This is a genomic window from Sulfitobacter sp. 1A12779 (assembly GCF_043557315.1).
Lineage (GTDB): Bacteria > Pseudomonadota > Alphaproteobacteria > Rhodobacterales > Rhodobacteraceae > Sulfitobacter > Sulfitobacter faviae.
Genome location: NZ_JBIFFU010000004.1, coordinates 93,563 through 106,606, shown reverse-complemented (window position 1 = coordinate 106,606; position 13,044 = coordinate 93,563). Strand labels below are relative to the sequence as shown.

The following is a 13,044-nucleotide window of genomic DNA, read 5'->3' as shown; positions in this document are numbered from 1 at the left end:
ATTGCAAGGCCGCAGGCGCAGGGCAGGGGCCGATAGACGATACGCCGCGAAGCTCAGCGAATGACGATCTCATCGGTGCGGACCATGCCCAGCACTTTGCGCGCGCGTTCGTCCAGAAGATCAAGGTCGAGGTAGTCGTCCGACAGGCGGCGGGTCAGGTTCTCCATTCGGGCAACTTCGGCGCGGACCTCGGCCAAACGGTCGCTCAGCTTTTGGTTCTCGGCCACGATCTCGGTCCGGCGGAACAGGCCGAAATCCCCCTGCACGGCGGCAAAGGTAAAATACAGGCTCAGCGCGAAAGCGATTGCGAAGAACAGCAATGTGCCGAAAGCCGGACGGGTGTTGCGTGTCATGGTACTGCCTCTGCGTCTCTTGGCGGACGTGACATCAGTATGGCACAGGCGATTCGTCATGGGAATCCCACAATTGCGGGAAACCCGTTGTTTTTAGCGGTAAATCGCCTTTTTACGCAGCCGACCCATCCAATGCGGCCACGCCGGGCAGGGTCTTGCCCTCCATCCATTCAAGGAAGGCGCCCCCGGCGGTGGAGATATAGGTGAAATCATCCGCCACGCCCGCTTGGTTCAGCGCCGCGACCGTGTCACCGCCCCCGGCGACGGAGGTCAGCGTGCCCTCGCGGGTCTTGGCGGCGGCGGCTTGGGCCGCGGCGACGGTGGCGGTGTCGAAGGGCGGGATTTCAAAGGCCCCCATGGGGCCGTTCCAGATCAGGGTACGCAGTTCGGCGAAGGCCGTCTCGACCAATGCGACAGTCTCAGGGCCCGCGTCGAGCACCATCTGATCTGTCGAGAGCTTCGCATCGGGGCCAAGCGGGGCGACCTCATGGGCCGCGCCCTTGGCGAACTCCCGCGAGACCAGACCGTCGACCGGCAGGATGACCCGGCAGCCTGCCTTTTCGGCCTGCGCCATGATGTCCTTGGCCGTGTCGTAGTAGTCCGGCTCTTCCAGCGATTTGCCCAGATCGGCCCCGAGTGCGGCAAGGAAGGTGTTCGCCATGCCGCCGCCGATAACCAAGACGTCGAGCCGGTTCACGAGGTTTTCCAAAAGCGCGATCTTGGTCGAGACTTTGGCCCCGCCTACGACCGCGCCCACCGGGCGTTCGGGATTGGCAAGTGCTGCCTCCAGCGCCGAGAGTTCCGCCTGCATCAAACGGCCCGCGCAGGCGGGCAGCAGCCGCGCCAGCGCCTCGGTCGAGGCATGGGCGCGGTGCGCGGCAGAGAAGGCATCGTTGCAATAGATATCGCCGAGCGCGGCCAGTTGGCGGGCGAAATCTTCGTCATTGGCCTCTTCACCGGGGTAGAAGCGGATGTTTTCCATGAGTTGCAGATCGGCCTGCGCGTCGCCTGCGGCGTCCAGCGATGGCAGGAATGCCACGTCGCGGCCCAGGGCCTTTGCCAGCGCGGGAAGGACTTGGCGCAGGCTCATCTCCTCGACGACCTTGCCCTTGGGCCGTCCGAAATGCGCCAGCAGCGTCACCTTGCCGCCGCGCGACAGGATGTCGTTCACCGTGGGCACGATCCGCTCGATCCGCGTGGCATCGGTGACGCGGCCCTCCTCGACCGGCACGTTGATATCGACGCGCAAGAGCACGCGCTTGCCGTCCAGTTCCATATCGTCCAGTGATTTCCAGCCCATCGGTCTTCTCCCAATCCAATCCGTTGCGCTGTGTTTTGCTGTTATCTGTCCTCAGGTCAATGCGCGGCTTGGCAATCGCGGCCAAGCTCCTTAGGTATCTGGCAAAGACAAATCAAAGGATTGCCCCATGGCCGAGATCAAAGACCCCGAGAACACCATCCTGATGGAACTGAAAGGCGGCACCGTCACCATCGAGTTGATGCCCGACCTTGCGCCCAAACATGTGGAGCGGATGAAGGAACTGGCCCGCGCCGGGAAATACGACAACGTCGCCTTCCACCGCGTGATCGAAGGTTTCATGGCCCAGACTGGCGACGTGGCCAATGGCAACATGGAAGACAACTTCAACCTGCGCGCGGCGGGCACTGGCGGCTCGGACCTGCCGAACCTGCCCGCAGAATTCTCCAAGGTTCCGCACGCGCGCGGCACCATCGGTGCGGCCCGTTCGGCCAACCCCGACAGCGCCAACAGCCAGTTCTTCATCAACTTCAAGGACAATGACTTCCTCAACGGTCAGTACACCGTTTACGGGCAGGTCATTTCCGGCATGGAGCATGTCGATGCGATCACCCGGGGCGAGCCGCCTGCGAACCCCGACCGCATGATCTCCGTCAAGGTGGCCGCAGATGCGTAAGATCGCCACCTCCAGCGCAGTTCTCGCGCTCCTCGGCTCGGCGGCCATGGCCACCGGGCTCGAGATCGAGGTCGCGGGCGAGGCCAATGGCACCGTCAAGATCGACCTGCTCGAAGACGTTGCGCCCAACCATGTCGCGCAGATCACCGAACTGGCCGAGGAAGGCGCCTATGACGGGGTGGTCTTTCACCGCGTGATCGACGGTTTTATGGCCCAGACCGGTGACGTGCAGTTCGGCCGCGCCGATGGCGACACCGCCCGCGCCGGCATGGGCGGGTCCGAGAAGCCCGACCTTAAGGCCGAGTTCTCGGACATCGCCTATGAGAAAGGCGTCGTCGGCATGGCCCGTAGCCAGAGCCCCGACAGCGCCAACAGCCAGTTCTTCATCATGTTCGACGAAGCACCTTTCCTCAACGGTCAGTACACCGTTGTCGGCAAGGTCACCGAAGGGCAGGACGTGGTCGATGCCATCAAGCGCGGCACCGGCCCGAACGGGGCCGTCGTGGGCACGCCGGACGTGATGCAGAAGGTCACTGTGACCGAGTAACGTCCCGACTAGCAGCGCGTGGGGTGGGCTTGCTCTCCCCACGCATCGGCCTGCTCAGGCCGTGATGAAATGAGCGTTATCGCCAGTGGTCTGCCAGCAACGCAGCGGGGCGAATATTCCGAACTACTGATATTGGCGAAGCGGGCAGGGCGCAGCGTAGCCTGTCCCCCCAAAAGCAAACAGGCGCCGCATTGCCTGCGACGCCTGCGACTGTTCAGCCTGCCGAAACCTTAGGATGCGGGGTTCGGCTTCTGCGCGGGTGCGGATTTCGCGCCGGGGTTCAGCGGGTCGTCCTGACGCTGCACGGAGCCTTCGAAATGCGCGCCGGATTCGATCGCGATGGTCTTGTGGATGATGTCGCCCTCCACCCGCGCGGTCGATGTCAGGCGCACCTTGAGGCCGCGCACACGGCCCACGATGCGGCCATTGATCACCACGTCATCGGCAACCACTTCGCCCTTGATCGTCGCCGTCTCACCGATGGTCAGCAGATGGGCGCGAATGTCGCCTTCGACGGTGCCTTCAACCTGAACGTCGCCCGTCGTTTTCATGTTGCCGGTCACATGCAGGTCCGAAGACAGAACGGATGCAGGCGGCTTGGCCTTGGGCGCGCTGGCCTTGAATTCGCTCTGCTTGGAGGGCGCGGGGGCCGAGGATGCACCGGAGGGTGCCGGTTTGGACACATCTGCATCCTGAGGGGCGGGATCGTTGATTTTGCTTTTAGAAAACATCGTTTGCAGCCTTGATATAGATCATGGGGTTAACAGCCTTGCCACCTACGCGGACTTCATAGTGGAGATGGACACCGGTGACCCGTCCTGATGCTCCCATATCACCAATATGCTGCCCGCGCGAGACTCTTTGACCAACTTTCACGCGCAGCTTGGACATGTGGGCATAACGGGTCTCGATGCCGAACTCATGCTGGATCTTGACCAGACGGCCATAGCCCGAGGACCAGCCTGCGTGAATCACCACGCCATCGGCGGTCGCATAAAGCGGCGTGCCCATCCCGGCGGCAAAGTCGACGCCCTTGTGCATCCGGCGGCCGCCGGTCTTGGGATCGCGGCGATAGCCGAACTGGCTGGTGAAGCGGAAAGCGTTTTTGACCGGGTTCGCGAAGGGCGCCTTTTCGGCGGCGATGCGGTAGAGGTTCAACCGGTCCATCTGGCCCAGCAGCTTGTTCGCGCGCAGCGTGTCGGGGCTCATCTCTTCGCCGCGGGTGGTGAAGGAGAGCGGCGTCATCGGCCCGCCTTGGCCCGAATAGCCCCGGCGCACGGTGGCGAGGATACGGTCAGTCGGCATGCCCGCGCTGCGGAACATCTTGTCGAGCGGGGCGACGGAGACGCTCATCGCCTCTTCAAGCTGGCGGAAGATCGCGTCGTTCTGATCGCGCATCAGAGCGATTTCTTGGGCCATCTCATCGGCTTGCAGCAGCGCATCCTGCGCGTCGACCACGACCTTGTCGCGCTCCGCCGCGGTCCGGGCAAGGGCTTGGGCAAGGAAATCGACCGGCGCTTGGTCGGCATCGGCGCGCAGGCTGCCCGCTTCGCCATTCTCAAGGCTGCCTTCCAGTTCGGCCAGTTTCAGCCGGGCCTTCTGGCGGTCTTTCATCGTGTCGCGCAGGGTGGATTGGATCACCTCGATCCCGGTTTCCAATTCACGGCGGCGGGTCTCAGAGGCCAGCAGTTCGGACTGCATGACGGAAATCTGCGTCAGCGCGGCGTTAAAGCGGTCTTGGGCGGCAAGCGCCTCTTCGGCGCGCAGATCGCGCTGCGCGGAAAGCTCGTTCAGCCGGGCCTGATAGGTGCGCTGGTCGCGTTTGGCCTGTTCGCGAAAATTGCCCGAACCGATACTATCCATCAAGATGATGGCGGTGGCGATGATGGCCCAAGAGATCAGAAAGGCCGACCCCGCCAGCCCAAGGATCTGGGTGCCGGGCCGCAGGCGGATGAAACGTGTGTCGCTGTCGGATTTCAAAAAGACGCGGCGTTCGGGAAAGTAATGCTCAAGCAGAGCATGCGTCTTGATGGCAATCCGTGTGCGCACGTTTTCGTCCTTTGTCCCGTCCCGTCGCTGCGCGGGGCCTCGGCCCCTTCGCGCCCAACGTCAATAGCCAGTGCCCGCGAATGGGGCAACCCTATTGACCCGCGCCTGCGCGGCAATCCCCCATTCGTCCGAAAAAGCGCTTTTTCATTGGCAAAAATCCGCCGATACCAAGCACTTGCTGCGTCAGACCCTGATCAGCTTGGCCCGCCATCCGCGGTCAGGGGCCAGTAGAAATCGGGCGGGATTCCGGCCTCGGCGCGCTTTTCCTCGTTGAAGGGCGGCTTGAGATCGCCGTGGAAATACTTGCGCACGAGGGCATGAAAACGGTCCTTTGGGTCGTCGTCATGGCGGCCACAGAGGAAGTGAAACCACTTGCTGCCATAGGCCACATGGGCGACCTCTTCGGCATAGATCGTCTCAAGCGCGGCCACGGCGCTGTCGGCCTTGGCTTTGCGGAAAATCTCGATCATGCCGGGGGTCACATCAAGGCCGCGGGCCTCCAGCACCATCGGCACCACGGCGAGGCGGCCCATCAGATCGTCCACGGTGTCTTCGGCGGCGCGCCACATGCCCGCATGGGCGGGCATGGCACCGTAATGGCTGCCCATTTCCTCAAGACAATCGCACATCAGATTGAAATGTTTGGATTCGTCATCCGCCGCTTTGACCCAATCGTCATAAAAGCCCAAGGGCAGCGGCACATGGGAGAAGCGGGCGATCACATCCCAATGCAGATCAACGGCGTTCAACTCGATATGCGCCACGGCATGGAGCAGCGCCGCGCGGCCTTCGGGCGTGCCGGGGCGGCGGCGCGGGACGTCGCGGGGCGAGAGCAATTCGGGCTGTGCGGGCCGGGCAGGGTGCAGCGGCGGGTCGGCGCGGCCCACGTCGGGGCGTTCGCCGGCCTCGCGGGCCGAGAGCCACTGCGCCGCATATTTCCGCGACAGCGCCGTCTTCTCGCGCCCATCCGCCGTGCGCAGCACCGCCTCGGCCATTTCCGCCAGCGGCATCATGCGCCGCGCACCGCGTCGAGCACGGCATCCACATGGCCGGGCACCTTCACCTTGCGCCAGACCTGCGCGATCTGCCCTTCGGCGTCGATCAGATAGGTCGCGCGTTCGATACCCATGGATTTCTTGCCGTACATGTTCTTTTCGACCCAAACCTCATAGGCTTCGGTCACCGCGCCATCGGTGTCTGACAAAAGCGGCACCGTCAGCGCGTGTTTGGCGGCGAATTTGTCGTGTTTGTCCATGCTGTCGCGCGAAATCCCGAAGACCTGCACGCCTGCCTCGGCGAAGTCAGACAAACGCTCGGAAAAGCCGATCGATTCCTTGGTGCAGCCGGGCGTGTCGTCGCGCGGGTAGAAGAACAGAACCACCGGCGCGCCGCGCAAGGCAGAGAGCGTGATCTCGCCACCGCCGGTCACGGGTAGGGTGAAATCCGGGGCCGGTTGGCCGGGCTGGGGTCCGATCTGCGACATGGGGCGGTTCCTTTGGCTTGTGAAGGGTCGTTCAGGGCTGTCATACTGCATCTGATTTGACAACGTCAAAGCCGCCCCAGAAAGCCGCCCTATCCGAACCGGAGCCCGATGCGCGACCCGTCCCTTTCCAGCCCCCCTGCGCCAGATGGCGAAGGGCCGCCGCGCCGCCGGTCGCGCCGCCGCGCGGGGATCGTCTCGGCCTTGGTGCTGGTGCTCTTGGCGGCGCTGGCCACCGGGGCGGCGGTCTATTTCACCGGGCGTCCGATCCCGGCGCCGCTTTGGGTGCAGACACGGATCGAGGCGCGGATCGCGAGCGCCCTGCCGCAGGCGCGGGTGGACTTCGGCGCGATGGAATTCGTCGTCGATGAGGGTTGGCGCCCCCGCGTGCGTTTGCAAGACATCTTTGTCACCACGCCCGAGGGCGATGAGATCGTCAGTTTCAATGAGTTCAAGGCCAGCCTGTCGATGCGGTCTCTGCTGCGCGGTGTGGCGCAGCCGCGGGCGATTTCGCTTTCGGGCGTGGTGGCCAACCTGCGCCGCGGGGCGGATGGCCGGGTGAGCCTGAGCGCCGGGGCCGGGATTGCGCCACCCGAGCGGGAGGCGGCGACCCTGCCGCAACTCATCGGCCAGATCGACGAGGTGCTGGCCGCCCCCGCGCTTTCCGCCCTCCGCTCGGTCGAGCTGCGCGCCCTGACGCTTCGGTTCGAGGACGCCCGCGCGGGCCGCGCTTGGACCGGGGATGGCGGGCGGCTGCGCCTGTCGCGCAATGGCGAGGCGCTTGACCTCTCGGCGGACCTCGCGGTGCTCAGCGGCGGCGCGGGGGTGGCCACGCTCACCGCCAATTACAGCAGCCAAATTGGTGAGAGTGCCGCGACCTTTGGCGTGACCTTCGACGGGGTCGATGCCCGCGACATCGCGGCGCAGGGGCCTGCCTTTTCGTGGCTCGAAGTGCTGCGGACCAATATCTCGGGCGCGGTGCGCAGCGGCATCGACAGCGCGGGCCGTTTCGCACCGATCAACGCTTCTTTGCAGATCGGCAAGGGCGTCTTGCAGCCCAACCCTCAGACCAAGCCGATCCCCTTCGATGGGGCGCAGAGCTATTTCAGCTACGACCCCGCGCGCCAGCTGTTGCGCTTCGACGAGATGTCGCTCGACAGCCCTTGGGTCTCGGGCAATATCACCGGCAGCTCGCAACTGGGTGATGTCACGGGCGGCATTCCGGGGCGGATGGTGGGGCAGTTCAGCCTGCGCGACCTGCGGGCCAACCCGGCGGAAGTTTACCCCGAAACGGTGGCCTTGGATCAGGCGGACATCGACTTTGAACTCAGCCTTAATCCGTTTCGCCTGAAGCTGGGCCGTCTGGAGATCAGCGATCAGGGCCGCAATCTGCGCCTTGATGGCGCGTTGGTGGCCGAGGCGGCGGGCTGGAACCTGTCTCTCGATGGGCGGATGGACCGGCTCAGCCCCGAACGCCTGCTGGCGCTCTGGCCCGAGGGGGTGAAGCCCAAGACCCGCAAATGGCTGGATGAGAACCTTCACGCGGGCCGAATGCGCAACCTCGATCTGGCGCTGCGCATGGCGCCGGGGCAGGCGCCCCAGACCTATGTCGCCTTTGACTATGCCGGGGCCGAGGTGCGGTTTCTCAAAACCCTGCCGCATATCACCGATGGCAGCGGCCATATGAGCCTGCTCGACAACCGCCTTGTCGTCACGGTGGACGCGGGCGAGGTCATCGCGCCGCAGGGCGGGGCGGTGACGCTGGATGGGTCCTCCTTCATCATTCCCGATGTGCGGGTGAAAGACGGCAGCCCCTCGGTGATCCGGCTCAACACGCGCTCCACCCTGACCGCGGCGCTGTCGCTGCTCAACCAGCCGCCGATGCGGGTGATGGAGAAGGCCGGGCTGCCCGTGACCCTCGCGGATGGGGAGGCGGTGCTGAAAGGCACGCTGGCGCTGCCGTTGAAAAAGGGCGGCAAGCCCGAAGACGTGCGCTATCATTTCGCGGGGGATCTGCTGGCGCTCTCGACCGATACGCTGGTCAAAGACCGGAGCCTTCAGGCCAGCAAACTGTCCATCACCGCCAACAATGACCGTATCACCATCGGCGGCGAAGGGCGTATCGATGGGGTGGGTTTCGACGGGGAATGGTCGCAGGCGATCGGCCCCGGTTCGGATCAAAGCCGCCTGACGGCTCAAGTGGCGCTGACCCCGGCGGGGCTCGAAGCCTTTGGCGTGGCACTGCCCCCCGGCAGCCTGCGCGGCGAGGGGCGCGGGCGGATCGCCGTGGACCTCAAGAAGGGCGAAGCGCCGCGCTTCACCTTGCAAAGCGATCTGGCGGGCTTGGGCGTCTCCGTCCCGCAACTGTCATGGAGCAAGGCGCCGGGCACCGAGGGCGAGTTGCGACTGGCGGGGCGTTTGGGCGAGACGCCGAATATCGACGCCTTTCAGCTAAACGCGCCGGGGCTGCGGGTGGCGGGCTCCATCGACCTTGCCCCCGGCGGCGCATTGGACCGGGTTCGGATCGACCGGCTGCGGCGGGGCGACTGGCTGGATATCCCGCTGCAACTGATCGGGCAGGGCAAGGGCAACCCGGTGCAGGTGGTGCTGGGCGGCGGCACGCTCGACATGCGTAGGGCCGAATTCGGCGGGGCCGGGGGGCAGGCCGGGCCGCCGATGCGCGTGGCGCTGGACCGGTTGCAGATCACCGATACGATTTACCTGACCGATCTCAAAGGCACGTTCGACACGGCCGAGGGGATGGATGGCGCGTTCACTGCGCGACTCAATGGCGGCACGCCGGTGCAGGGGCGGGTGCTGCCCCAAGCGGGGCGCAGCGCGGTTCGGGTGGTCTCGGACGACGCAGGTGGGGTTCTGCGCTCTGCCGGGTTGGTGAAGCAGGTGGTCGGGGGCAACCTGTCGCTCACCCTGCTGCCCGTGGGCTCGGGCGGCGCCTTTGACGGGCAGCTCACGGTCAGCGATGTCGCCATTCGCGACGCGCCGGGGATCGCGGCGCTGGTCAATGCCATCTCGGTCGTCGGGCTAATCAACGAGCTCAACGGCGACGGGATTTACTTTGACGATGTGGAGGCAAACTTTCGCTTGACCCCGAACCGATTGACCTTGACCGAGGCCAGCGCGGTGGGCGCTTCCTTGGGTCTGTCTATGGACGGGGTCTATGCGCTCGACAGCGGGTTTATCGACATGCAGGGCGTGATCTCTCCGGTCTATATGTTCAATGGGATCGGGTCGCTCTTTACCCGCAAAGGCGAGGGGTTGATCGGGTTCAACTACCGGCTCACGGGGGCCGCGAAAGACCCCAGCGTTTCGGTCAACCCGCTTTCGGCGCTCACCCCCGGCATGTTCCGCGAGCTGTTCCGCCGCCCGCCGCCCCAGACACCACAGGTGCAGGGCCAAGCGAATCCGGTTGCCCGGGTGCCGGAGGAGCGCTAAGCGCCGGGGCGACCCTGCCGCCAGACCCGGAGCCGCGCCGATGAAGCTTTCCGATTTCGATTTCGATCTGCCTGAGACCCTGATCGCCACCCGTCCCGCCAACCCGCGCTCCTCTGCGCGGTTGCTGGTGGCGGAGGGCGACGCTCTGCACGACCGGCGCGTGACCGACCTGACCGATTGGCTGCGCCCCGGCGACCGATTGGTGCTGAACGACACCCGCGTGATCCCCGCGCGGCTGAGCGGCATTCGCCACCGCACCTCGGCCCAAGGGGCGGTGCAGGCCAAGATCGAAGTCACCCTGTTGGAGCCGCGCGGCGATGGTACATGGTTGGCGCTGATCAAGCCGCTGCGCAAGCTGAAGATCGGCGAAGAGGTCGTCTTTTCCGATGATCTGCGCGCCACGCTGGAAGCGGTGGAAGACGGGCAGGGGCATCTGCGTTTTAACTGCGCGGGCGATGATTTCGACGCGGCGCTCAATGCCGCGGGGGCGATGCCGCTGCCGCCCTATATCGCCGCCAAACGCGCCGCCGATGCGCAGGACATGACCGACTACCAGACCGTCTTTGCCCGCCATGCGGGCGCGGTCGCGGCGCCCACAGCCTCGCTGCATTTCGACGAGCCGCTGCTTGAAGCACTGGCCGCGAAGGGCATCACCTTTAGCCATGTCACCCTGCATGTCGGCGCGGGCACCTTCCTGCCGGTCAAGGTCGACGACATCTCGGAACATAAGATGCACGCCGAATGGGGCCGGGTCAGCGCAAAGGCCGCTGAAGAGATTGCCGCCACCCGCGCCGCCGGAGGGCGCGTGATCCCCGTGGGCACCACCGCCCTGCGCCTGATTGAGACGGCGGCGCGCGAGGGTGAGATCACCGCATGGGAAGGCGACACCGATATCTTCATCACGCCGGGGTTCACGTTCAACGTCACCGACGGGCTGATGACGAATTTCCACCTGCCCAAATCCACGCTGATGATGCTGGTCTCGGCCCTCATGGGGGTGCAGCGGGTGAAGGACATCTATGCCCATGCCATCGGCGAGGGGTACCGCTTTTTCTCCTATGGGGACTCTTCCCTTCTGCTGCCCGAGGCGCAAAAACCCGCTTGAATGTCGCACCAGGGGGTGACTAGCCTGCGATTGCCGTCCATGGGAGGGCTTGGGCGAACAAGGAATTGACTGATGATTCAAGTGGTTTCAAGCGCATGGGCGCTTTTGCTGGGCATGTGCCTTTTGATGGTCGGCAACGGCATGCAAGGTACATTGCTGGGTATCCGTGGCGGCATCGAAGGGTTTTCGACCTTCCAGATGTCGATCGTCATGTCGGCCTATTTCTTGGGCTTCCTTGGCGGATCGCGCATGGCGCCGGGGATGATTCGGCGGGTGGGCCACGTGCGGGTCTTCGCGGCATTGGCCTCGCTGATCTCGGCGGTGATGATCATCTATCCGACATTCCCAAACACCATCGTCTGGTCGCTGGGCCGGGTGCTGATCGGCTTTTGCTTCTCCGCCGTCTACGTCACAGCGGAAAGCTGGCTCAACAACGCCGCCACGAATGAGAACCGCGGGCAGGCGCTCTCGGCCTATATGATCGTGCAGACACTGGGCATCGTGATCGCGCAGGCGCTCTTGCTGACCGCCGACCCCTCGGGCTTCGTGCTCTTCGTCATCCCCTCGGTGCTGGTGAGCATCGCGGTGACCCCGATCCTTCTGTCGATCAGCCCGACACCGCCTTTTGATACCACCAAACCGATGAGCCTGCGCGAGTTGATGGACTTCTCGCCCTTGGGCTGTGTCGGCATGTTTCTTCTGGGCGGCGTCTTCTCCGCGCAGTTCGGCATGGCGGCGGTTTACGGCGCCGAAGCCGGGCTGAGCGTCGGGCAGATTTCACTTTTCGTGGCGATGTTCTTCGTCGGCTCCGTGATCCTGCAATATCCCATCGGCTGGATCTCGGACCGCATGGACCGCCGCAGCCTGATCGTCATCGTCGCCACGCTCGGCGGTATCGGCTCGGTCATCGGGATGACGCTGGGCCATGTCTTCCCGATCCTGCTGGCCACGGCCTTTCTGGTTGGCGGCATGTCGAACCCGCTCTACTCGCTGCTCATGGCTCACACCAACGACTTTCTGGAGCATGAGGACATGGCCTCGGCCTCGGGCGGGATGATCTTTATCAACGGCTTGGGCGCGGTTCTGGGCCCGGTGATCACCGGTTGGATGATGGGCACGGCGCTCGGGCCGGGGGGCTTTTACCTCTTCACCGCCGTGCTTTTCGCCGCATTGGCCGCCTATGCCTCCTACCGTAAGACACAGCGTGCCGCGGTACCGGTCGATGAGACGGGCAACTACGTGCCGATCTACCCCTCGGCCACTGCCGTGGCCGTGGAGATCGCGCAGGAATATATCATTGAAACGGAACAGGAGGCCGCCGAGGAAGCTGCCCAGGAAAACGCCGAAGCAGAGAAAAACGCCCCTGATAGCGATAACGATGTCGCGGATGACATAAAACGTGACTAGGCTTTTGCGGTAAGACGTTCTTAACTTTAGCGAAACGCCCAGATTGCGGCAAAGGAGTGTGCGGGATGGCTGCCACAAATGCAGAACCCCAAGATGTACTGAATTTCTGGCTCGAAGACGTAGGTCCGGCCGGATGGTACAACAGTTCCGAAACGCTGGATGCCGATATCCGCGCGCGTTTCGAGGGGCTTTGGGATGAGGCGCAGGCTGGCAAGCTGAACCATTGGCTGACCAATCCCACCGATGCGCTGGCCTTTCTGATCCTGACCGATCAATTCCCGCGCAACATGTTCCGCGACACGGGCAAGGCGTTTTCCAGCGACCGTATCGCGCTGGCGGCGGCAAAACTGGCGATTGAGAAAGGCTGGGACATGCGCGTTGAGGCGCCCGCGCGGCAGTTCTTCTACCTGCCGCTGATGCATTCCGAGAACCTCTGCGATCAGGACCGCTGCGTGCGTCTGATGTGCGAACGGATGCCGAAAAGCGACGGCAGCAACCTGTTGCATGCCCGCGCCCACCGCGAAGTGATCCGCCAGTTTGGCCGTTTTCCCTATCGCAATAAGGCGCTGTCACGCAGTTTCACGGCGCAGGAGACCTCCTATCTCGACGCGGGCGGCTATGGGCGGACAGTCAAGGACCTGCGCGCGGAACTTCAAGCGGCCTGAGCCTTGGGCAGGCCGGGGCAACACGCGTGGTTGTGGCGATTGCAAATATGG

12 protein-coding genes are annotated in these 13,044 nt (G+C 64.4%); 6 read left to right on the top strand and 6 right to left on the bottom strand.

The genetic code is table 11. The annotated features are described in order from the left end of the window. Nucleotides 1-53: 53 nt before the first annotated feature. Nucleotides 54-353 (bottom strand): septum formation initiator family protein, encoded by a 300-nt coding sequence (locus ACGYLQ_RS06850; protein WP_067265383.1) that lies wholly within the window; start codon nucleotides 351-353, stop codon nucleotides 54-56. Nucleotides 354-465: 112 nt separating this feature from the next. After that, nucleotides 466-1,653: a phosphoglycerate kinase gene (locus ACGYLQ_RS06845; RefSeq protein ID WP_394441432.1), complete on the bottom strand. Its 1,188-nt coding sequence runs from the start codon at nucleotides 1,651-1,653 to the stop codon at nucleotides 466-468. A 127-nt stretch (nucleotides 1,654-1,780) separates the two neighbouring features. On the opposite strand from ACGYLQ_RS06845, the gene ACGYLQ_RS06840 reads away from it, so the two are divergent. Then, nucleotides 1,781-2,287 (top strand): peptidylprolyl isomerase, encoded by a 507-nt coding sequence (locus ACGYLQ_RS06840; protein ID WP_174858656.1) that lies wholly within the window; start codon nucleotides 1,781-1,783, stop codon nucleotides 2,285-2,287. Beyond that, nucleotides 2,280-2,834: a peptidylprolyl isomerase gene (locus tag ACGYLQ_RS06835; RefSeq protein WP_394408336.1), complete on the top strand. Its 555-nt coding sequence runs from the start codon at nucleotides 2,280-2,282 to the stop codon at nucleotides 2,832-2,834. The genes ACGYLQ_RS06840 and ACGYLQ_RS06835 overlap by 8 nt, the downstream gene beginning before the upstream one ends. A 230-nt stretch (nucleotides 2,835-3,064) precedes the next feature. Here the strand turns inward: ACGYLQ_RS06835 and ACGYLQ_RS06830 are convergent, their stop codons facing one another. The 4 genes from ACGYLQ_RS06830 to ACGYLQ_RS06815 form a co-directional block, all read right to left on the bottom strand. Then, nucleotides 3,065-3,565, bottom strand: coding sequence for a polymer-forming cytoskeletal protein (locus ACGYLQ_RS06830; RefSeq protein ID WP_209217613.1), 501 nt, complete (start codon nucleotides 3,563-3,565; stop codon nucleotides 3,065-3,067). Next, the gene (locus ACGYLQ_RS06825) at nucleotides 3,555-4,883 is read right to left on the bottom strand and encodes a DUF5930 domain-containing protein (protein WP_394441429.1); all 1,329 of its coding nucleotides are present in this window, start codon (nucleotides 4,881-4,883) and stop codon (nucleotides 3,555-3,557) included. Before ACGYLQ_RS06825 ends, ACGYLQ_RS06830 begins: the two co-directional genes overlap by 11 nt. A 194-nt stretch (nucleotides 4,884-5,077) precedes the next feature. Then, entirely contained in the window at nucleotides 5,078-5,896 is an 819-nt protein-coding gene (locus ACGYLQ_RS06820; protein ID WP_394441426.1) for a ferritin-like domain-containing protein, read from the bottom strand. Continuing rightward, nucleotides 5,893-6,366 carry a peroxiredoxin gene (locus ACGYLQ_RS06815; protein WP_322327569.1) on the bottom strand — a complete coding sequence of 158 codons (474 nt, stop codon included), beginning with the start codon at nucleotides 6,364-6,366 and terminating at the stop codon, nucleotides 5,893-5,895. The genes ACGYLQ_RS06820 and ACGYLQ_RS06815 overlap by 4 nt, the downstream gene beginning before the upstream one ends. A 108-nt stretch (nucleotides 6,367-6,474) precedes the next feature. Here ACGYLQ_RS06815 and ACGYLQ_RS06810 point away from each other — a divergent pair, with 108 nt between their 5' ends. The 4 genes from ACGYLQ_RS06810 (at nucleotide 6,475) to ACGYLQ_RS06795 (ending at nucleotide 12,993) form a co-directional block, all read left to right on the top strand. Next, nucleotides 6,475-9,816, top strand: a complete 3,342-nt coding sequence (locus tag ACGYLQ_RS06810) for a DUF3971 domain-containing protein (RefSeq protein ID WP_394441423.1) — start codon at nucleotides 6,475-6,477, stop codon at nucleotides 9,814-9,816. Nucleotides 9,817-9,856: 40 nt separating this feature from the next. Then, complete coding sequence (queA, locus tag ACGYLQ_RS06805) at nucleotides 9,857-10,921, top strand: tRNA preQ1(34) S-adenosylmethionine ribosyltransferase-isomerase QueA (protein WP_394441421.1); 1,065 nt, start codon at nucleotides 9,857-9,859, stop codon at nucleotides 10,919-10,921. A gap of 72 nt (nucleotides 10,922-10,993) precedes the next feature. Further along, a complete protein-coding gene (locus ACGYLQ_RS06800) occupies nucleotides 10,994-12,328 on the top strand; it encodes an MFS transporter (protein ID WP_067265408.1) in 1,335 nt (444 codons plus the stop codon). Nucleotides 12,329-12,393: 65 nt separating this feature from the next. Continuing rightward, complete coding sequence (locus ACGYLQ_RS06795) at nucleotides 12,394-12,993, top strand: DUF924 family protein (RefSeq protein ID WP_394412559.1); 600 nt, start codon at nucleotides 12,394-12,396, stop codon at nucleotides 12,991-12,993. Nucleotides 12,994-13,044: the final 51 nt, after the last annotated feature.